Genomic DNA, 20,910 nt, shown 5'->3' on the forward strand with positions numbered 1-20,910 from the left:
CCGAAACCGCCGCGCGTCGGAGCGGCTACTGGCTGATTGTCGTGGTGCTGGCAATGCTCGCGGGGCTGCCGCTTGCCGTCTGGCTCGATATCAGCGATCTCTCGGGCAACACCCTGCGGCATCAGGCCCGCGACATGAGCTCGCTGATCTCAAGCATCCGCTCCTATTATTCCGCCAATGTCGTGGGCCGCGTTCTGGCTGCCCATGGCGGCGGCGCGACCGAAGGCACCGTCGTCTCTCACAACTACGCCAATATATCGGGCGCCATCCCGCTGCCGGCAACACTTTCCCTGGAGCTCGGCGACGTCATCAAGGAGCAGCAGGCTAATATCACCTACCGTTTCGTCTCCGACCTGCCGTTCAAGAGCCGCGCATCCCACGACCTCGACCAATTCGAGACGAAAGCGCTTGCCGCCTTGCGCGCCGATCCGCAGCAGACGCTGACCGACCTCACCCGTGTCGGATTGACCGATACTTTGCGCTTCATCACCCCCGTGGTCATGGGCCAAGCCTGCGTTGCCTGCCACAACAGCCATCCCGAAAGCCCGAAGACCGATTGGAAGGTGGGCGACGTGCGCGGCATTCAGGAGGTCATCATCCGGCAGCCCTACGCCGGCAACGTCTTCGCCTTCAAATACCTGCTCTGCTATTTTCTGTTCGTCGCCGTTATCGGCATCAGCTTCATTCTGCTCCAGCGCCAGCAGGCGCGCGCCATCCACAGCGCCAACCACGAGCTGGAAACGGCGAACGAGTTCCTCGCCAGCGTTTCCCTGAAGATTTCGCGTTATCTCTCGCCGCAGATCTATAAAAGCATCTTCTCCGGGCAGAAGGACGTCGTCGTCCATACCGAACGCAAGCGCCTGACGATCTTCTTCTCCGACATCAAGGATTTCACCGCGACGACCGAGCGCCTGCAGCCGGAAGCCCTCACGGAGATGCTCAACGAATATCTGACGGAGATGTCGAACATCGCTCTGGACCATGGCGGCACGGTGGACAAGTTCATCGGCGACGCGATGCTGGTCTTTTTCGGCGACCCGGAAACCAGGGGTCCGGAAGAGGACGCGAAAGCCTGCCTTCGCATGGCCGTCGACATGCAGCGCCGTCTCGGCGAACTCAAGGACAGATGGCGCAGAAACGGCACCGAAGAGCCTTTCGTCGTCCGCATGGGCATCAACAGCGGCTATTGCAACGTCGGCAATTTCGGCAGCAACGACCGCATGGACTATACGATCATCGGGGCGGAGGCCAATCTTGCGGCCCGGCTGCAATCGATCGCCCAGGGCGGTGAAATCGTCATCAGCTACGAAACCTACGCGCTGGTGAATGAAATCGTCGATGCCCATTCCCTGCCGCCGATCACGATGAAGGGCATACAGCGCGAGATCGTGCCCTATGCGGTGGATGGGCTGACGCTCGGTGCCGATCATAAGAGCCGCGTCCTCAGCGAGCACCTCGCGGGTCTCGACCTGCATCTGGATATGAGCCGGCTGGAGCCTGCCGATCGCCTCCGGGTCAGGAGCGCCCTCAAGGAGGCGATTGCCGCGCTTGACGAAGCCGCGCCCGAGGTCGCCGGATCGTGATCGGAAAGGGCAAGCGTGATTTTTCCGCCCGCTTCCCACATCCGTCTGGACTTCCCATACCCGATCTGCTATCTGGCATCACCAATCGCAAGGCTGCGGCCGCGCGAACGTTATATTTTTGCCCCTGGCGCCGCGCCGCCGCAGGCATCAACCAACCGAAGGAACGTGATTCTCGTGCAGGTACTTGTCCGCGATAACAATGTCGATCAGGCTCTCCGCGCTCTCAAGAAGAAGATGCAGCGCGAAGGCATTTTCCGCGAAATGAAGATGCGCGACTACTACGAGAAGCCGTCGCAGAAGCGTGCTCGCGAAAAGGCTGAAGCTGTTCGCCGCGTTCGCAAGCTGGCCCGCAAGCGCGCCCAGCGCGAAGGTCTGGTCGCAGCACGCTAAGCGTTGCTGTCGTTTTTTTGACGTTTTCAGATGCATTGTGGCGGGGGCGATAGGTTCGCCGCCGCCTTTTTAGTTTGCCGCTGAAATCGCATATCCGCATACCGGATGTGCCGCATGGGGAAAGCGAGCCCGAATGGCAGTCATCACCTTCAATCCGTCCCGCCCTTGGCGCTTGCAGAAAACCACATTCCTGCCCGCTTTGGCGCTAGCGGCAATGTTCGGCCTTGCAGGCTGTGAGACGACCCCCACCACCGATGCCGTTATCCGCATCGACAAGGCGCAGGGCTCGGAAGAGAATATCGCGTCGCTGACGGCTGTTATCAATGCCAACCCCAAGGACCCCGAGGGCTACAATGTCCGCGGTTCCGCCTATGGCCGCGCCGGCGAATTCCGCAAGGCGCTGAACGATTTCAACACGGCGCTGCAGATCAATCCGCGCTTCTTCCAGGCTTACGCCAACCGCGCCCTCGTCTACCGCAACATGGGCCAGCAGGCCCAGGCGATCGGCGACTACAATGCCGCCCTGCAGATCAATCCGAGCTATGACGTCGCCTATATCGGCCGCGGCAATGTCTATCGCATGGCCGGCCAGGACGATCAGGCCTTCAACGACTTCGACAAGGCGATCCAGCTCGGCACCACCGATGGCCGCGCCTATCACAATCGTGGCCTGATTTATCAGAAGCGCAATCAGCAGGACAAGGCGATCGACGATTTCTCGAAAGCGATCTCGCTCGCGCCGAATTCCGCAGAGCCCTATAACGGCCGCGGCATATCCTATATCGCGCTGAACGACGACGACAATGCGTTTGCCGATTTCAACCATGCGATCGAGCTCAACGGCAACATCGCCGAATCCTGGGCCAATCAGGCGCTCGTCTACGAACGCCGCGGCGACAAGGCGAAGGCCGCTCGGTCCTATCGCCACGCCGTCAGCCTCGATCCCAAATACCAGCCGGCTCGCGACGGCCTTGCCCGCGTCGGCGGCGCCTCAGCCGGCTAGGACTTGGTCGGGCGGCCGAAATATCGGCCGCCGCACAGCTCGTCGTCTTCGATGACATAGCAGGTTGCAACCTGCTCCCGCTCCCCCTAACATGGCGCTGCTTCGATAGCCTGCTATCGGGCGTTCGAACCACGTTGAGGGCGGCTTGCGAGAGATGCGGATCTTTGCTTTCCTGACCGCTCGCGAAAACCGCTGCCGGCCGCCATCGCATGGAACGTGGCGCAATAGATGAAGATTGTCGCGCTGTTCTTTCCCAAGGCCTCGATCGGCACCTATCTCGTCGCCATGGCGGTGGCGATCGCCCTGCCGATCTTCGCCTTTGTGACGCTGCTTCTGCTGCAGCTGGAAGACAACCAGCGTTCGACCCTGCGGCGCGAGACGGCCCAGGATGCGCTCGCCCTTTCACGCATCATCGACCGCCAGCTTCAGGATATGGCAACGACCCTGCGGCTGCTGTCGAGCTCACCGGAGCTTGAAAACGGCAATCTCGCCGCCTTCCATGAGCGTACAGAAACGGCTCTCAGAGACAATACGCTGTTCGTCATCGCCGTCGACCGCACAGGCCAGCAGTTGCTGAACACGCGCCGAGCCTTCGGCACACCGCTTGGCAAGACGGCGAACATGCCCGCCCTTGAAGCAGTCATGGCCTCCGGTCGCATCGAGGCTTCGGACGTCTTTCGCGGCCGCACCAGTGGCGACTGGGTCTATAACGTCACCCTGCCGCGGGCGGGCGATCCCGTCGCAGCCCTCATCATCACCCAGGACGCCAAGGATCTGGCCAAGCTCGTGACGACAGAGGGCCTTGCACCTGGCTGGTCGGCCGCCGTCATCGATCAGAGCGGCCACGTGGTTGCCGCCACGGGCCCGGCCAATCTCGAGCCCGGCACGCCCTTCGATCCGCGCATCCTGCCGGCGTTCACAGCGTCCCGCGGCGTCTTCCAGGACGAGACGATCCTGCCCCACATGCTGCTCGGTTACGCCCGGATTCCCGGCTGGTCGTGGAAAACGGTGATCTGGGGACCGATCGCCCAGGCATCGATCCTCAGCACCTGGCGCTTCCTGATCATTGGCGGCGTGGCACTCGTGCTCGTCGCCGTGCTGGCCGCCTATGCCGTCGCACGGCAGGTGCGCACCACCATCCGCGATATCGCCGAAATGGCGAACCGCATGGGCGAAGGCCATATCGTCTCGCCGGTCGAAACCAGCGTCATCGAGGCGAACCAGGTGGCGATCGCCCTGTCGAACGCCTCCTTCGATCGCAGCCAGACCGAGGACCGGCTGCGTTTCGTCATGCATGAGCTCGTCCACCGCACCAAGAATCTTCTGACGCTCGCCCAAGCCATGATGCGCCAGCTCGCCAAGCAGTCCGACAGCGTCGAGACCTTCCAGGCCACCGTCGCCGATCGTCTCGACGGGCTGGTACGTTCGATCGAGCTCCTGACCAGCGAGCAATGGGGAGGCGTATCGCTGCGGCGGGTGGTGGACATTCATCTGCAGGCCTTCCCCCAATCGCGCGAACAGATCGACATCACAGGCGAAGATTTCGTGCTGAAGCCGGATGCGGTGCAGAATCTCGGCCTCGCCTTGCACGAACTCGCCACCAATTCCGTGAAATATGGCGCGCTCTCCGTGCCGCAGGGCCGTGTCCGCTTCGAATGGCGCGACGTGAGGGAGGAAGACAGGCCGGACGCCTTGCTCCGCTTCACCTGGGAGGAGCGCGGCGGCCCGCCGGTCGTCGAGCCATCGCGCTCGGGCTTCGGCTCCACCGTCATCAAGGCTCATGCTGCCTCGGCTTTCCGCGGTACGGTGCAGGTCGATTTCCTGCCCGAAGGCCTGCGCTGGGTGCTGACGGCGCAGCGCACCATGCTGGAACGGGAATAACCCAGGAACAATCGTCATCTCCACCCGTTTGGGACAGGTCGTTCCAAAAGGAGAAAGGCCATGTTCCAACGAATGATCATCGCAGCCGCGGCACTGACGGCCGCTGCCTGGGCAGTCCCGGCAGGCGCGGAAAGCTATGTCACGCTTGGCCGCCTGGTCTGCGGATCGGATGGCGGCCAGGGCCTGATCGTCACCTCGCAGAAGAACCTTATCTGCACCTATACGCCGGCATCCGGCGGCGCCAAGGCGGTCTATGCCGGCAAGATCGAGAAATTCGGCATTGATCTCGGCCAGACCGGCAAGAGCGTGATGATCTGGCAGGTGCTCGCCAAGACCGGCACGGATGTGCCGCAATTCGCCCTTGCCGGCGAATATTACGGCATCGGTGCCGATGCGAGCGTCGGTGCGGGCGCCGGCGCCAAGGTGATCGCCGGCGGCACCAACAAGGCCTTCATGCTACAGCCGTTGAATGTCCAGGCTCAGGAGGGGCTTAATCTGGCGATCGGCGTCGAGAAGATGACGCTGGTGCCGGGCGAAACCTGAGGATAGCCGCCGCGCCGGCCTCAAATCAAACAGCCGCCCGAAGGGCGGCTGCATCTGCCTCGATCAATGCGCGATAGCTTTGTTGATATCCTCGGTCATCTTCTTGGCGTCGCCGAGCAGCATCATCGTGCCGTCCTTGTAGAACAGCGTATTGTCGATGCCGGCATAACCCGAGCCAAGCGAGCGCTTGACGAAAAGGCAGGTCTTTGCCCGGTCGACATCGAGGATCGGCATGCCGTAGATCGGGGAGGTCTTGTCGTCGCGCGCTGCCGGATTGGTGACGTCGTTGGCGCCGATGACATAGGCGACGTCGGCTTGGGCGAACTCCGAATTGATGTCCTCGAGCTCGAAGACCTCGTCATAGGGAACATTGGCCTCGGCAAGCAGCACGTTCATGTGGCCGGGCATGCGGCCTGCGACCGGGTGGATCGCATATTTCACTTCGACGCCGTTCTTCTTCAGATTGTCGGCGAGCTCGCGCAGCGCATGCTGGGCCTGGGCAACCGCCATGCCGTATCCCGGCACGATGATCACCTTGGAGGCATTGGCCATCAGATAGGCCGCATCCTCGGCCGAGCCGAGCTTGACCGTCTTGTCTGAGGTATCAGGCCCGCCGGATGCCATCTCACCACCGAAACCGCCGAGGATGACGGAGACGAAGGAACGGTTCATGCCCTTGCACATGATGTAGGACAGGATCGCACCGGAGGAGCCGACCAGCGCGCCGGTGATGATCAGCGCCAGATTGCCGAGGGTAAAGCCGATACCGGCGGCAGCCCATCCGGAATAGGAATTCAGCATCGAAACGACGACGGGCATATCGGCGCCGCCGATCGGCACGATCAGCAGCACACCCAGCGCCAGCGACAGCGCCACGACGGCCCAGAAGTCGAAATGGCTTTCGGTGGCGGCAAGCCCGATAATGAAGAGCACGATCAGCACCAGCAGGCTGGCATTGATGAGATGCCGGTAGGGCAGCAGGATCGGCTTGCCGGACATGCGCCCGTCGAGCTTGAGGAAGGCGATGATCGAGCCGGTGAAGGTCAGCGCCCCGATCGCCACGCCGAGCGCCATTTCGATGCGTGCCTCGGTGTGGATCTGGCCGATCTCGCCGATGCCAAAGGAGCCGGGCGTATAGAGTGCCGAGGCCGCCACCAGCACGGCGGCAAGACCGACCAGCGAATGGAAGCCGGCGACGAGCTGCGGCATCGAGGTCATTGGGATGGTGCGGGCGACATAAGCGCCGACGCTGCCGCCGATGGCAAGGCCGAGGACGATCAGCACGAAGCCACCGAAGTTGGGCGTTGCCAGCACCAGTGTCGTCAGGATCGCGATCCCCATGCCGACCATGCCGTAAAGATTGCCCTTGCGGCTGGTGGCCGGATGAGAGAGGCCGCGCAGCGCCAGTATGAAGAGAACGCCGGAGACGAGGTAAAGGAAGGCTGCAATATTGGTCATCGATCCCTCACCTGTCCTTCTTGCGGTACATCGCCAGCATGCGCTGCGTGACCAGGAAGCCGCCGAAGATGTTCACCGAAACCAGCACGAGAGCGACGAAGCCGAAGCCGGTCGCAAGCCCGCTCGTGGAGATGCCGACCGCCAGAAGCGCGCCGACGACGATGACGGAGGAGATCGCATTGGTAACGGCCATCAGCGGCGTATGCAGCGCCGGCGTCACCGACCAGACGACGTAATAGCCGACGAAGATCGACAGGACGAAGATCGCCAGCTGGAAGACGAAGGGATCGATCGCCCCGCCGGTCGCAGCACTTGCCGCTTCGGGGGCATGCGCGGCTGCGGTGGCGACGGCCGTCACCGCGTCGTTCAGCTGCTGCAGCGCCCTGTCCATTGCTTCACTGGCCATCACATGTCTCCCTTCTTCGCGCCGCCGAAGGCGGGATGAACCACATCGCCGGCATAGGTCAGCATCGTCGCCTTGACGAGCTCGTCGTCGAGATTGACGACGACCGTCTTCGTTTCCTTGTTGACCATGGTCTCGAGGAAGGTGACGAGGTTCTTGGCGTAGAGCGCCGAAGCGCTGGCCGCGACCCGGCCCGGCATGTTGGCAAAACCGATCACCCTGACACCCTCGACATCGGCGATCTCGCCGGCAACGACGCCTTCGATATTGCCGCCGCGTTCGACCGCAAGGTCGACGGCAACAGCACCCGGCTTCATCGAAGAAAGCATGGCCCGCGACACGAGCCGCGGCGCCGGCCGGCCGGGAATGAGAGCCGTGGTGATGACGATATCCTGCTTGGCGATATGTTCGGCGACAAGGGCTGCCTGTTTCGCCTGATAATCGGCCGACATCTCCTTGGCGTAACCGCCTGCCGTTTCCGCCGCCTTGAACTCCTCGTCCTCAACGGCGATGAATTTGGCGCCGAGAGAGGCGACCTGCTCCTTGGCGGCCGGGCGCACGTCTGTGGCCGAGACCGCAGCACCGAGACGCCGTGCGGTGGCAATCGCCTGCAGGCCGGCAACACCGGCGCCCATGACGAAGACCTTGGCGGCCGGCACGGTGCCGGCTGCCGTCATCATCATCGGCATGGCGCGGTCATAGACCGCAGCCGCCTCGATAACGGCCTGATAGCCGGCGAGATTGGCCTGAGAGGAGAGAACGTCCATCGACTGGGCACGGGTGATGCGCGGCATCAGTTCCATGGCGAAAGCCGAAACCCCGGCGCTCGCCAGGGCCGCGATCGCCTCGTCGTTGCCGTAGGGATCCATGATGGCGATGACGACAGCGCCGCTCTTGTAACCCGATATCTCCGATGGGCTCGGGCGGCGCACCTTCAGCACCACGTCGGCGGCAGCGGCATCGGCGAAACTGCCGATCCTGGCGCCCGCGGCCTCGAACTCGGCGTCCGGAATGCGCGAAGCCGCCCCGGCGCCGGCTTCGACGACGACGTCGAAGCCGAAACTCTTCATTTTCTTCACGGTTTCAGCGGAGGCCGCAACACGCGTCTCCTCGCCCGCAATTTCCCTTGCCACGAAAACGATATTGCCCAACTGCCCCCTCCTCCGGGTCAGCCAGACCGCCGCAGGCTCCCCCGCGCAGGCCAAGCACCTAAATCACAAAGCTTCGGAGAAGCTCCCTCCCCTCAGAGCGCCGCACATCCTTTCGGACGCACAAAGGACGCTCTGACTGCTTGCATCGACAGATCGCGCTTTCCGAAAATCGATTCCGATTTTCGGGCCACGCACTAGTCGAGATCAGCGGAACAGGAAGGTGCCGATGGCCAGAAGAATGATGAAGACGAAGATGCCGCCGAGAAGGCCGGCGCCGCCGAAGAAACCGGCCGTCATCGCAAGCAGGAGGACAATGAGAAGCATCGAGCCGTATTTCGCGCCGGCGATGAACATGTCGTAAGTCTTTTCATGTTCCTTGTAATCCATCGGCGCGCCGGTCTCGACCGGTCCGGTATGATGTTCGGCCATAAATATCGTCTCCCTGAATGCCTTTGCGCTGCCTTGATTCCCCCGCCTGGCGAGGGACATCCCTGCCTGCAGGAATTACACAATGACAGGCGAAAGCGCAATGCATGAGAATGCCGCAGCCAGGCTTCAAAACCACCTATTCCCAAACGAAAAAACATGAGAGGCGCCGACTGCGGATCTTGTCGTCGCCCCTCGTTGCTCTCACGCGGATCCTCTCCCCGGGAGGGCAGAAAAAATCAGAGCGGCAGGTCGGTGCCGAGTTCGCCCTGCGGCACGAAGCGCGCCGTTGGAATGATGGTAAGCGGCGGCAATGTGTCGTTGGGATTGCGCGAAAACATCATGCGTTGCTCGCTGGCGCTGGAGATGAAGAAGGGGTAGCGCGTCAACAGCTTTCGCCCGACCTCGATCACATTCGTCGACATCAGCGTCACGTCAACCCCGTAACTCTCCGCCAGTCGGCCGGGTACGATGGTATCGGCATAGAAGACCCGCTTGTAGAAGGCGGCATGCGGGGGCCGAACGGACTGAATAACGCGGTCCGCCCGGAAATAGGCTGCCGCAACGATGGCGGGTCTCAGTGTCAGATAGGGAACCCATGGCATGTTGGCGGTGAGTTCCGGATCGGCCGCGAAACGCGCCGGGTCGATCAAGGTCAGGCCGGCGTCCAAAAGCTCATCCATCGCCTCGGGAAAGGCTTCTCCGGATCGGCTGACACGATGCTCCGGCGTCACATAGTGAATTCTAATCGTACTGATCAGTTCACCATAATAGTACAGGCCGAAAATATAGGCATGACTGTCGAAATCGACATCGTCCAACAGACCTTCCGGGGCAAGCGACAACGCGCCGTGGGCCTTGTATGCCTTGTAGCGCAGCCGCTCCACCTCCTCCATGTCTTCGCTGCTCTCAACACGGCGATATTCGACATGGTCCAAAATTTCCAGGATTTTCCTGCTGAAATCATTCCGCGTGAAAAGTGTTTCTGACATTCTCTCGATCCGCTCGTTAACGGATCATTAATCATATGCGGGCGACATTTTCGCAAGGAAATCGGATAATTTCCGCTGTTTTTAAATCATTAAGGTTAACGCGGCCCGGTATGTTCAGCGCAAAAAACGGCCCGTGGCAGGGCGCTCAGGCGACCTTGTTGCGACGGCGTTGCACGACGCGGCGGCCGATGCCCTGCTGTAACAGCGTGATGTTCTTGGAAGGCACTGGCTGCGAGAAAACATAGCCTTGCACAAGATCGGTGCTGCGGTGCTTGTTGAGCAGTGCAAGCTGCTCTTCGGTCTCGACGCCCTCGATGACGATCTTCAATCCCAGCTCGCGGGCGAGGTGGACCGTGCCGCGCAACAGCTTGAGGCGGCGGGTATCCTCGACGATATTGCGCACGAAGGAGCGGTCGATCTTGACGATATCGAGCGGCAGCGTATCGAGATAGCTGAGGCTGGAGAAGCCGGTGCCGAAATCATCGATGGCGATGGTGATGCCGCGGGCCCTGAGCTCCGCCAGGATGGCGCGCACCGCCGCCGGCTCGTCGATCAGGCAGCTTTCCGTCACTTCGAGGTGCAGCCGCGCTGCATCGAGGCCGGAATGGGCAAGCGCGTCGGAGACCACCTGGAGGATGTCGGCATCGCGCAGATCGCGCGCCGAAAGGTTGACCGAGACGGCGATATGATCCGGCCAGTTCATGCATTCGCTACAGGCCTTGAACAGCACGAAGCGGGTGATGTCTGAGATGATGCCCATATCCTCGGCGAGCCGGATGAAGACATCGGGCGGGATCGAGCCTTTCTCCGGGTGCACCCAGCGCGCTAAGGCCTCGGCACATTCGATCCGGGAACCGTCGGCCCGGAACATCGGCTGGAAGACGAGATGCAGCGCCTGCGCCGAAACCGCATCGCGCAGATCCGCCTTCAGCTTCTGCTGCTCGATATAGCGTCCATCCATCTCCCGCTCGAAGCCTGAAATACCGCCCTTGAAGCGCGACTTGCTTTCGAACAAGGCAAGATCCGCCTTGACGCTCCATTCGTCCATTGCGAAGGCAGTACTTTCGAGGATCGCGTAGCCGGCGCTCAGCGAAACGAGGAAGGTCAGCTGATCGACCTCGTAGTTGCCCTGGATCGCGGCGTGTACGCGGCGGATCTCGATATCGAGCGAAGCCGGCTCCTTCGCGTGCGGGAAGAACAGGATGAACTGGTCGCCCATCAGCCGCCCGAGAACGGCGTTGCCGCAGGCCTGCTTGATGCGGGCGGCGATGGCGCAGAGCAGATGATCGCCGATGACGTGACCGCGCATGTCGTTGACATGTTTGAATTCGTCGATATCGAGAACCATGAAGCCGAGTGGTCCGGATTTGCGCTGATGCTTGGTGAGATACTCCTGCACCAGCTGCCCGAAATATTCCCGGTTCGGCAGGCCGGTCAGCGCATCGAAGCGGACCATGTGCATGATCTTCTGTTCTGCCTTCACCCGGCTCGACACATCTTCGAAGATCAGCACGGCGCCGCCATCGGCCCTTCGGCTGGCGGAGAATTCGAGCGACAGGCCTTCGGGAAAATGAATGAGTGTGCGCGACAGGTTGCCTTCGGCGACCTGGGTCAGCTGGCGCAGGATGAGTTCCGGCTGCGAGGCGTCCATGAAGCTGTAGCGCGCGCCATAGCGCAGCACGGCGCCGAGGTCGCGCTCCTTCAGTCGCTCCGGCGCACCGATCTTCAGAAGCTCGCAGGCCTTGCGGTTGACGACCTGGATGCGGTTTTCGGCATCGACCATGACGAGGCCATGCGGCATGTTGTTGAGTGCCGTGTCGAAGCGGTCGGCGATGATGGTGATTTCCCGGCGCGCGATGACATTCTCGTAGAGAAACTCGCGCACGCCATTCGCCATGGCCCGGGTCGTCAGCCAGAAGGGAATGAGGAAGATCGACAGCAGGCCACGATAAAAATCCATTGCCAGCAGGCTGCCGACGATCATCGGCAGGCAGCAGAAGAACGTCTGGAGGTCGACTGCGAAGCGCGAGCCGTAGTTGCGGCCGACGACGGAAACCATGGTCGCCATGGTGACGGAAATGCAGGCAAGCTCGGCAAAGGAATCATGCACGACGAAGATGGCATAGCCGCTGGCGATGCCGAGCAGCGCGGTGGTGCAGGCTCCGCTGGCAACGAGAATCCACTCCCAGCGCTCGATTCCGGCGCGCGACAGGCTCTGCTTGTCGACACGATCGAACTGCCGGAAGATGGCCATGCGAGCGCCGAAGACCAGAAGGAAGGCGGCCGAGAGCAGGATGTAGATGGAGTATTGCGTCTTGGCAGCCACCGCAAGGCACGTTGCAACATGCACGATGACGCCGACAAGAAGCGTCATGCGGTTCCCGGAGAGGGAACTCACAAACGACAGATACACATCTAAAGGGACCCTGTTCGGGTTATCTGGCTTCATCCACACTTTCCCTGTGCGCGGGGATTCTAAGCCCAACCCTTTAAAAATTGATTTCAATGGAATCAAACATTTGGTCAAATTTTCTAAAACCATAGGATGAACTGCACAGCCTACACGCGGCACTGCAGCCTGTCGGCGAGATTATGGAAATATTTTATCCACGCCTGGGTTGCTGAAACATTCGACGCTCATCCGGGCCGGCCTGCGTGCCTAAGACTATGCGCCAATGCCAGGCATTTATCCTTCCAATTTCAAAGGCCGTGGTCTACATCGAGTGCAAGAGGGAAAACTGCCGGAAAACCGGCAGGACAAGAACAAAGGGGAGGCGAATGTCGGTGTTCCTGGCCGCCAGTCGGCTGATCGACGCGATCAGCCAGTTCATGGGCAAAATTGCCGAATATATGGTGCTGTTCTGCTGTCTGATCAGCGCCGGAAACGCCATTGTTCGCTATGCCATGAACTACAGTTCGAATGGCTGGCTGGAGATCCAGTGGTATCTCTTCGCCTTCGTCGTCATGCTCGGCGCCTCGCATGCGCTTCGCAACAACGAGCATGTCCGCGTCGATCTGATCTATGGTTCGGTTTCCGACAAGGCGAAGATCTGGATCGACATCGTCGGCCTCCTAATCTTCCTCATCCCCGTCTGCGTCTTCCTTACCTGGCTATGCTGGCCTTTCTTCACCCTCTCCTACCAGCAGGGTGAAATATCGGGCAATGCCGGCGGGCTGATCCGCTGGCCCGTCAAACTGATCCTTGTTGCCGGTTTCGCGCTGCTTTCCCTTCAGGGTGTCTCGGAACTGATCAAGCGGATCGCTGCCCTCACCGGCCAAATCAGCATCGACACCAAATACGAAAAGCCGCTGCAGTAGCGCGCCCGGGAGGAACGGTTTTGTTTGATTTCGGCATCATTCCGCCGGCCATGTTCCTGGGCATGGTCATTTTCATGCTCTACGGCTTTCCGGTCGCTTTTTCGCTCGCCGCCGTCGGCATGTTCTTCGGCATCATCGGCATCATCACCGGCCATTTCAGCGAAGCGTTTCTGCAAGCGCTGCCGCTGCGCTTTTTCGGCATCGTCTCCAACGACCTCTTGCTCGCCATTCCCTTCTTCACCTTCATGGGAGCGATATTGGAACGCTGCGGCCTTGCCGAGGATCTGCTCGAAGGCACCGGCAAACTCTTCGGCAGCATACCCGGCGGCCTCGCCTATGCCGTCATCCTCGTCGGCGCTGTCCTCGGCGCGATCACCGGCACGGTGGCCGCCTCGGTCATCACCATGGGGGTGATCTCGCTGCCGATCATGCTGCGTTACGGCTACAGTCCGCGCCTTGCCACCGGCGTCATTGCCGCCTCCGGCACGATCACCCAGGTGATCCCACCCTCGCTCGTGCTCGTCGTCCTCGCCGACCAGCTCGGCAGATCGGTCGGCGACATGTATCTCGGCGCCATCGGCCCCTCGATCCTGCAGGTGACGATCTTCGTGCTCTTCATCCTGGTGATGTCGATCATCCGGCCGAAATTGATGCCGCCGCTGCCGAAGGAGGTGCGCGGCGAATTCGACTGGGCGCTCCTCGCGAAGGTGCTGATGGGCATGGTGCCCTCGATCGTGCTGATCTTCCTCGTGCTCGGCACCATCTTCATGGGCCTTGCGACGCCGACCGAAGCAGGCGCGCTCGGCGTCGTCGGCGCCATGGCGCTCGCGGCCCTCAATCGCCGCCTCACCTGGCCGCTGATTCGCGAAGCGATGACGTCGACCACCCACATCACATCGATGGTGGTGATGATCCTGATCGGCTCCACCTGTTTCAGCCTGGTGTTCCAGGGCATGGACGGCTCGCGCTGGATCGAGCACATGCTGTCGGGCATTCCCGGCGGCCCGGTCGGTTTTCTGATCTTCGTCAACATCTTCATCTTCGTGCTCGCCTTCTTCCTCGATTTCTTCGAGATCGCCTTCATCGTCATCCCGATGCTCGCCCCCGTCGCCTCCAGCCTCGGCATCGACCTGATCTGGTTCGGCGTCTTGATCTGCGTCAACATGCAGACGAGCTTCATGCACCCGCCCTTCGGCTTCGCGCTGTTCTATCTGCGCTCGATCGCCGGCAAGGAGGTCAAAACCTCGGATATCTATATGGGCGCGCTTCCCTGGGTCGGCATGCAGCTGATCCTGGTGGCGATCGTGATCTTCTGGCCGCAATCGGTAACCTATTGGCTGGACCATGGCCCGAAGGTCGATCCGAACTCGATCAAGATCGAAGTCCCGGGCTTTGGCAGCCCGCTTGGCCTGCCGCCGATAGGCGGCGGCAGCGGCTCGCCGCAGATCCCCGGCCTCACCCTGCCGCCGCTCGGCCTGCCGGGAGCGCCGCCGGCGCCCGCCAAATAGCGTCACAAAGAAAACCCCCGGACCGAAGATCCGGGGGTTTTGTTATCCGTGGAAATCAAGCGTCAGCGAAAGCTTAAAGCTTCCCGGCCCGCTGCTGAATCATCATGAACGTATCGAAGGTATATTCCGAAAGCTGCATCCAGAGATAGGCGTCCCGCTTGAAGGCGGTCTGGTCGTCGTAGATCTTCTTGAAATACTGGTTGGTGCCCGAGATTTCGCTGTAGATGCCGGTCGCCGCCTGGAAGCACGCTTCCATGATCTCCTGGCTGAACGGGCGCAGCGTCGCACCTTCCGCAACGAGCTGTTTCAGCGCGGTCGGGTTCTTCGTGTCGTACTTCGCCAGCATGTTGGTGTTGGCGTAGGCACAGGCATCGCTCAGTGCCGCCTGATAATGCTTCGGCAGGCCGCTCCATTTTTCGAGATTGAAGAATGCATGCACCGTCGGGCCACCTTCCCACCAGCCCGGATAATAGTAATACTTCGCCACCTTGTGGAAGCCGAGCTTCAGGTCGTCATAGGGGCCGACGAATTCCGCCGCATCGATGGTGCCCTTTTCCAGCGCCGGATAAATGTCGCCGCCGGCGATCTGCTGCGGGATGACGCCGACCTTCTCCATGACGCGGCCTGCCAGGCCGGCAATGCGCATCTTCACGCCCTTGAGATCGTCCAGCGTGTTGATTTCCTTGCGGAACCAGCCGCCCATCTGCGCGCCGGTATTGCCGGCAGGCAGCGCGTACATGCCCTGTGTGGCATAAAACTCGTTCATCAGCGTATTGCCGTTGCCCTCGTAGAACCAGGCATTGGTCAGGCGGCTGTTGAGGCCAAACGGAATGGCCGTGCCGATGGCGTAGGTCGGATCCTTGCCGACGAAATAATAGGAGGTGGTGTGCGCTGCCTCGACCGTGCCGGCGGCGACCGCATCGACGGCCTGCAGGCCGGGCACGATTTCACCGGCCGCGAAAGGCTGGATCGTGAAATTGCCGTCGGTCGCGGCGGCGACATGCTTGGCGATATCCTCGGCACCGCCATAGATCGTGTCCAGGCTCTTCGGAAACGACGACGTCATGCGCCATGCGATCTTCGGATTCTCTTGCGCGATCGCAGGCGCTGCCAATGCCGTTGCGGCGACCGCACCGGCGCTGGCAGTCCCCGCCTTCTTGAAAAACGAACGACGATCCATCAAAAACCTCCCATATAGATGGCACTGCGCGGCCGATCTTCACCCCTACCCGCAGCAAGGGCAAACCTAAGCATGGCGAAGGCCGCGATTCAAGCTTTAGTCTATTAGCCTTTGGCATCAAGACGACAATAAGACAATGCGAACGCGCCCATCAAATCAGCAGCTTAGCGACAAGCGCCGGAGCCCCGGCGCCATTTCCGCCGCAATTTGGCCGCCTGATACAGCCAAGCGTTGACTTGACGACCGTTCTGGCGGCAGAAACGACAAACATAAAGATTTTGACCGGGGCTGATATGACGAAACCGATCGTTGCCATTCCTGCCGATATCCGCAGCTTCGACGGCGCGACCTGGCATGCCGTGCAGCATCAATATGTGAGTGCCGCGTTGAATGCAGCCGGCGTCATGGCCTTCATCGTCCCGGCCTTCGAGGCAGGCTACGACACCGACGCCATCCTCGACCGCGTCGACGGCCTCCTGGTTTCCGGCTCGGCCAGCAATGTGCATCCCTCCCTCTACGGCGCCGAGGCCAATGACAAGGACGGCCCCTTCGACCCCGCCCGCGACGCCACCAGCCTGCCGCTCATCCGCCGCGCCATCGACCGCGCCATCCCATTGCTTGCCATCTGCCGCGGCATCCAGGAGCTGAACGTCGCGCTAGGCGGTTCGCTCGCAAGCGAGATCCAGGAGCAGCCTGGCATCTGGGACCATCGCCGGCCGGAAGGCGTCGACCGCGACGGCATGTACGCCATTCGCCAAAGCGTCCACATCAAGGAGGGATCCTGCATCGCGGGCATTCTCGGTTCGGGCGAAGTCCGCGTGAACTCCCTGCATCGCCAGGCGATCGCCCGCACCGCGCCCCGTCTGCAGGTGGAAGCGATCGCCGAGGACGGCACGGTGGAGGCCGTCTCCGTCATCGACGCCAAGGCCTTTGCCGTCGGCGTGCAATGGCATCCGGAATACTGGGCCGAAACCGACAAGCCGTCGAATAAGCTGTTTGCCGCTTTCGGCGACGCCGTCCGCAGCCATGCCGCCTGCGAGCTGCCGGTCATCCCGGCGCAGGCGATCGCCTGACGGCGCGACGCCGGCGCGCCATCAGGCTCGCTGAGCGTAGTTGGAACGATCAATGATGATCGTCGTCCTCGTCGTCATGCTCATGCTTGAGCCAGGTGCAAAGCTCGGCCGGCAGCAGTTTTTCATAGGCGTCGTCGCTGCCGACGAATTTCCCGAGATCCTTGACGCTGACGAAGCCGACATTCGGAAATTCCTTCGCTGCGCTGCGCAGGAAATCGAAGCGCTCGTCACCAATGCCGACCATGACGTAGTAGATCTGCGATTCGGCACGCTCGGCCTTTTGCAGCAGTTCCCAGGCCGCGTCCCGGTCGGCATTTTCGCCATCCGTGAGGAAATAGTTGATCGCCGGAATCCCCGAACGCGTCTCCTCGCCGAATGTGTCGCGGCTCATGCCGAAGATCATGCCGAGCAGGCCGCCGGCCGCCTCCTCTTCCATCAAACCGTATGTCATCAGGTTCGAGCGGATGACCGGGCCGTAATCGGTGCCACCCCAGAGTACGGTTTTCAGCGCATTGTTGCCGATGATCTCGCGCTCGACGTAACCTTCGTAATTTTTCGCTGTGGCCGGCGCGATCGAAGCCATCTTCTCCTGGTTGGAAAACACCCAGGTATCAATGCGCCCGTCGTCATCGAAATAAAGAGCGACGGGAAGAATACGCTCGAGCGCCGCCTGGACCGCCCCGGACTTGAAAAGGTCGCTCATCGAGCCCGAGACATCGATATTGAGGCCGACCTGCGCCGGAATGCGCTCATGAATGCCTTGTTTCTGAAGGACGAAGCCGACACGGCGAACTTCTTCCTCGGGTTTGTGCAGCTTGAATGTCGTCATCATCGTCCCTCCGGTCTGAGTTTTCCAAGAATGCGCGCATGGATGTCGCGAAGCAGCGATCCGGTGCCGGCCTGCGCCGCTGATTGCGGGCTTCGGGCCGCCGTCAGTGCAGCGGAATAGGCCGCATGCCAGGCAGGCAGTTCCTCGTGCAACAAGCCGTCCCCAGCATGCCCGAGTGCATCCACGTGCCGTGCAAGCGCGGCAACGGTGTGCATGCTCATCTCGATCGTTGCCTTCGTGGCGGAAAGGCTGGCAATTCTCGTCTCGATCGCTTCGGCCTGCGAGGCGTAGTGTGCCTGCCGCTCGCGATCGGAAAGCTGAACTCCGCCGGCGTATTCGACCAGGAAACGCGCCGCCAGGATATGCGCGGCGAGATCGCGATCGAGTGCCGCATAGGCCTTGCCGACGGCGCGAAGCCTCTTTGCGACGGCGGCGATTTCCGGCGCAAGCACGTCGAGTTCTTGCGCCAGCGTCTGCACGCCGGGATAAAGCTGCAAGAAGAGGCTGTCGGGATCGCGCGGCGCCGCCAGCGCCTTGATTGCCTTCAAGACGCGGCCGCGAACGGCAAATACACGGTCCGGATCGAGATCGCCGAGACGCTGGAGCAGCTCGGCGCCAAGACGCCTTCCCCTTGCCAGCGCTTCACTGTCGGCAAGCGCGAGTTCGCTTTCGGCAAGCCTGCCATGCTCTGTCTGCAGGCGCGCGCCGAAACGCACGACATCGTCGAAATAGTGATCGTCGAGATTGGTGCCGTCGACGATGCGCAGCGCCGCCGCCGCGACCGATACGGCAGCGCCGGCATCGATCTTCAGCAGCGTCTCCACGCTGCAGGGAATACGCCGACGAACTTCCCCGGCGCCGAGAACCCGCGGCTTGTCGCCCTTGGGCGTCGGCGGGCGCGGCGAACCGAACAGGACTTTCGGCTGGGTGAACTGCCGGGAAGGCTCGGCAGCGTCAGGCGAGGCGCCTTCAGGAAAAAGCACCTTGGGCAAGCGCCCTGGCTCCTTGTCAGGCGGTCCATCTGCCTTGCCGTTCATCGAACGAGGCTCCGGTTCAGCCGAAATAGGCTTGGATGACGTCACCAAGCCCGGCATTCGAGCCTGCACCGACCGCATGGAACCGCCAGGATCCATCCGGCTGTTTCAGGAAGGAAGCCACCTGGATCGTCGTCTTGCCGGCAAATTCGGCGGTGAGCTGATAGCGGCAAAGCTCGTCGTCCATCGCGTCGCAAACCTCGATATAGGCGTTCTTGACCTTGCCGAAGTCCTGTTTCTTGCGCTCGGCGTCATGGATCGTCGCCCACACGGCAAGCTCGCAAACCTCGTCCGGCAGCTTCGCCAGCACGATCTTGAACTCCTCGCGAAAACCCTCGTCATGGTGACCGCCTCCATGATCGTCGTCGTCGCCGTCCTCGTCGGCTTCCGGCCTTTTCACCAGGCCGCCGCGCCCGGTCCGGTCGTCGCGTTCGTGCCACATCGAGCCGTCGTCGGTCTGGAAGGAACCGTCGGCATTCTTGGTGAGGGACCCTTCCGGATTGCCGGAACTGCGCACGAAAGCATAGCAGAGCGCATGCGAGCCTTCATTGTAGAGCCGCGCGCGGTTCGCATCGCCACCGGGATGAACCAGCGCAAAACAATGCACGTCGAGATCGAAGGCCGGTCCCGAGCCTTCGGGCGGATCCCAGACAAGTCCCGAATGGACGAGCTGGATCTCCTTCTGGATCTGGAATGACTGCCCCTTGTTGAGCTTGAAGGTTGCCATGCGCTGTCTTTCTCCTGAAGTCTCAGATCGGGCGATCGGTCACAATTTGTCGGGCTTGTTCGAGCTTGGTGCGGGCAGCGGCATAACGTTCCTTGTTTCGCTCGCCTTCGGCAACCACCTTGTCGGCGATATCGCGCAGCCGCTGCGCGGTGCCGAGCACCAGATCGGCATCGGCAAGGCGGGTCTCGCCAGCTGCCTTGACCGAGTTGACCGAAACATCCTCCAACACCTGAGACCCATATTGCTGCAGCGACGCGCGCAGTTCACGCCGCATGGCGTTCATCTGCTGGATCGACTGCATCTGGAAGAGCGCGTGCAACCGGATCAGGATCGATTTGATGTCGTTGAATTCCGCATTGGCCGAAGTGACCGTATCCGCAAGGGTCGCAAGCGCTGCACCCCGGGCAATACCGATCGAATCGAGATCGGCCGGCGCCTTGGCATAGGCGGTCTCGAGAACGAGAACCCGGTTCTGGAAGATGTCGAGCTTCTGCGAGAAGTCACGGGCTTCCTGGACTTTGAGCGGATCGCCGGAGGCAGCCTCTTGCGTCAACCGGTCGAGCTCGCGGCCGGCATCGGCAAGGATGCGTCTTCCGGCTTCGACGAAAACACCAAGAGACACGATCGTATCGCGGTATCCCTCCGCCAGCGTGCTCATGCGCGACACTTCAAGGATGAGCTTGCCGCTCTCCTCCGCGATCTCAGCCTCCATCGGCCTGACGAGGTCGCCGAGCGATTTGGCCTTGCTCTGCAGCATGCCGCGAACCTCGTCGGTCACCGTCTTGAGACGCTTGGCGGGGTCGCCGAGGCCGACGGCCATCAACAGGCGTTCGAGGAAATTGCCCTTCAGCTTCTCACGGATGCTTGCTTCGAGCCCTTTGAGATCGGCGTCATTGATGCCGTCCCGGATCGTCCGGAACAATTCGAACAGCACCGGCGACTGCGCATTGGTGATCTGAGAAAGGATGGCGTCGAGCTTGGCGCCGAAACCGCCGATGGCTTCCTGGCCGAAGGTGATCAGATTTTGCGGCTCGATCGTTGCCAGTCTGTACCGTTCTGCGAGATCGACGACCTCGCCGGCTTTGGCAGGCGGAAGAACGACCGTCACGACGGCCGGCAAGCCACCGGTGGAAAGCGTGGGCATCAGACCCTGGCTCGTTTCGAGGGTCTTCGTGTCCGACGCATTTGACTCCGACATGCCGTCAATCCCCCTTTGTTCGGCCCTTTATTCCGCTGCCTGCCGGCGCAATCCCAAAGCGCACGGAAAGGTTGAGAATCTTGGTTGCAAAATCGGCGAGAATGTAACCGAAGGCATCGCGCTGGGCAACATATCGTCCAGGAACAACAGTCGATTGACGGCGCCGGTATAGAGGCCGGGGACCTGGCGCATCTCGCAAAAATCAACGTCCAT

At 61.5% G+C, this 20,910-nt stretch carries 20 protein-coding genes; 8 read left to right on the forward strand and 12 right to left on the reverse strand.

Features of this window, described 5'->3' with window-relative positions:
• Positions 1 to 53: 53 nt before the first annotated feature.
• The 5 genes from RHEC894_RS18665 (at position 54) to RHEC894_RS18685 (ending at position 5,400) form a co-directional block, all read left to right on the forward strand.
• Positions 54 to 1,583 (forward strand): adenylate/guanylate cyclase domain-containing protein, encoded by a 1,530-nt coding sequence (locus RHEC894_RS18665; protein WP_245339525.1) that lies wholly within the window; start codon positions 54 to 56, stop codon positions 1,581 to 1,583.
• Positions 1,584 to 1,757: 174 nt separating this feature from the next.
• Entirely contained in the window at positions 1,758 to 1,973 is a 216-nt protein-coding gene (rpsU, locus tag RHEC894_RS18670; RefSeq protein ID WP_003542939.1) for a 30S ribosomal protein S21, read from the forward strand.
• A 133-nt stretch (positions 1,974 to 2,106) separates the two neighbouring features.
• A complete protein-coding gene (locus RHEC894_RS18675) occupies positions 2,107 to 2,976 on the forward strand; it encodes a tetratricopeptide repeat protein (protein ID WP_085738389.1) in 870 nt (289 codons plus the stop codon).
• Positions 2,977 to 3,204: 228 nt separating this feature from the next.
• Positions 3,205 to 4,857, forward strand: coding sequence for a sensor histidine kinase (locus RHEC894_RS18680; protein WP_085738390.1), 1,653 nt, complete (start codon positions 3,205 to 3,207; stop codon positions 4,855 to 4,857).
• Between the two features lie 60 nt (positions 4,858 to 4,917).
• The gene (locus tag RHEC894_RS18685; RefSeq protein ID WP_010068451.1) at positions 4,918 to 5,400 is read left to right on the forward strand and encodes a DUF992 domain-containing protein; all 483 of its coding nucleotides are present in this window, start codon (positions 4,918 to 4,920) and stop codon (positions 5,398 to 5,400) included.
• Between the two features lie 63 nt (positions 5,401 to 5,463).
• Here RHEC894_RS18685 and RHEC894_RS18690 read toward each other — a convergent pair whose 3' ends face one another.
• From RHEC894_RS18690 to RHEC894_RS18715, 6 genes are all read right to left on the reverse strand, one after another.
• Positions 5,464 to 6,858, reverse strand: a complete 1,395-nt coding sequence (locus tag RHEC894_RS18690) for an NAD(P)(+) transhydrogenase (Re/Si-specific) subunit beta (protein ID WP_085738391.1) — start codon at positions 6,856 to 6,858, stop codon at positions 5,464 to 5,466.
• A 7-nt stretch (positions 6,859 to 6,865) separates the two neighbouring features.
• Positions 6,866 to 7,264, reverse strand: coding sequence for a proton-translocating transhydrogenase family protein (locus tag RHEC894_RS18695; RefSeq protein ID WP_085738392.1), 399 nt, complete (start codon positions 7,262 to 7,264; stop codon positions 6,866 to 6,868).
• Complete coding sequence (locus tag RHEC894_RS18700; protein ID WP_085738393.1) at positions 7,264 to 8,412, reverse strand: Re/Si-specific NAD(P)(+) transhydrogenase subunit alpha; 1,149 nt, start codon at positions 8,410 to 8,412, stop codon at positions 7,264 to 7,266. The genes RHEC894_RS18695 and RHEC894_RS18700 overlap by 1 nt, the downstream gene beginning before the upstream one ends.
• Positions 8,413 to 8,616: 204 nt before the next feature.
• Positions 8,617 to 8,841, reverse strand: coding sequence for an aa3-type cytochrome c oxidase subunit IV (locus tag RHEC894_RS18705; protein ID WP_010069318.1), 225 nt, complete (start codon positions 8,839 to 8,841; stop codon positions 8,617 to 8,619).
• A gap of 236 nt (positions 8,842 to 9,077) precedes the next feature.
• On the reverse strand, positions 9,078 to 9,830 hold the full coding sequence (locus RHEC894_RS18710) for a hypothetical protein (RefSeq protein WP_010069317.1): 753 nt from the start codon (positions 9,828 to 9,830) through the stop codon (positions 9,078 to 9,080).
• A gap of 145 nt (positions 9,831 to 9,975) precedes the next feature.
• The gene (locus tag RHEC894_RS18715; protein ID WP_085738394.1) at positions 9,976 to 12,279 is read right to left on the reverse strand and encodes an EAL domain-containing protein; all 2,304 of its coding nucleotides are present in this window, start codon (positions 12,277 to 12,279) and stop codon (positions 9,976 to 9,978) included.
• 329 nt (positions 12,280 to 12,608) lie between these two features.
• On the opposite strand from RHEC894_RS18715, the gene RHEC894_RS18720 reads away from it, so the two are divergent.
• Positions 12,609 to 13,148, forward strand: a complete 540-nt coding sequence (locus RHEC894_RS18720) for a TRAP transporter small permease subunit (protein WP_085738395.1) — start codon at positions 12,609 to 12,611, stop codon at positions 13,146 to 13,148.
• A 20-nt stretch (positions 13,149 to 13,168) separates the two neighbouring features.
• The gene (locus RHEC894_RS18725) at positions 13,169 to 14,656 is read left to right on the forward strand and encodes a TRAP transporter large permease subunit (protein WP_085738396.1); all 1,488 of its coding nucleotides are present in this window, start codon (positions 13,169 to 13,171) and stop codon (positions 14,654 to 14,656) included.
• Positions 14,657 to 14,729: 73 nt separating this feature from the next.
• Here RHEC894_RS18725 and RHEC894_RS18730 read toward each other — a convergent pair whose 3' ends face one another.
• The gene (locus tag RHEC894_RS18730; protein ID WP_085738397.1) at positions 14,730 to 15,836 is read right to left on the reverse strand and encodes a TRAP transporter substrate-binding protein; all 1,107 of its coding nucleotides are present in this window, start codon (positions 15,834 to 15,836) and stop codon (positions 14,730 to 14,732) included.
• A gap of 293 nt (positions 15,837 to 16,129) precedes the next feature.
• On the opposite strand from RHEC894_RS18730, the gene RHEC894_RS18735 reads away from it, so the two are divergent.
• On the forward strand, positions 16,130 to 16,909 hold the full coding sequence (locus RHEC894_RS18735; protein ID WP_085738398.1) for a gamma-glutamyl-gamma-aminobutyrate hydrolase family protein: 780 nt from the start codon (positions 16,130 to 16,132) through the stop codon (positions 16,907 to 16,909).
• A 49-nt stretch (positions 16,910 to 16,958) separates the two neighbouring features.
• Here RHEC894_RS18735 and RHEC894_RS18740 read toward each other — a convergent pair whose 3' ends face one another.
• The 5 genes from RHEC894_RS18740 to RHEC894_RS18760 form a co-directional block, all read right to left on the reverse strand.
• Positions 16,959 to 17,741 (reverse strand): VWA domain-containing protein, encoded by a 783-nt coding sequence (locus tag RHEC894_RS18740; RefSeq protein ID WP_245339483.1) that lies wholly within the window; start codon positions 17,739 to 17,741, stop codon positions 16,959 to 16,961.
• On the reverse strand, positions 17,738 to 18,721 hold the full coding sequence (locus RHEC894_RS18745) for a hypothetical protein (protein ID WP_245339526.1): 984 nt from the start codon (positions 18,719 to 18,721) through the stop codon (positions 17,738 to 17,740). Before RHEC894_RS18745 ends, RHEC894_RS18740 begins: the two co-directional genes overlap by 4 nt.
• A gap of 70 nt (positions 18,722 to 18,791) precedes the next feature.
• Positions 18,792 to 19,499 (reverse strand): TerD family protein, encoded by a 708-nt coding sequence (locus tag RHEC894_RS18750; protein WP_085738400.1) that lies wholly within the window; start codon positions 19,497 to 19,499, stop codon positions 18,792 to 18,794.
• A gap of 22 nt (positions 19,500 to 19,521) precedes the next feature.
• Positions 19,522 to 20,697, reverse strand: coding sequence for a Toxic anion resistance protein (TelA) (locus RHEC894_RS18755; RefSeq protein WP_085738401.1), 1,176 nt, complete (start codon positions 20,695 to 20,697; stop codon positions 19,522 to 19,524).
• Positions 20,698 to 20,724: 27 nt separating this feature from the next.
• Entirely contained in the window at positions 20,725 to 20,910 is a 186-nt protein-coding gene (locus tag RHEC894_RS18760; protein ID WP_010066633.1) for a hypothetical protein, read from the reverse strand.

Source organism: Rhizobium sp. CIAT894, from assembly GCF_000172795.2.
GTDB lineage: Bacteria > Pseudomonadota > Alphaproteobacteria > Rhizobiales > Rhizobiaceae > Rhizobium.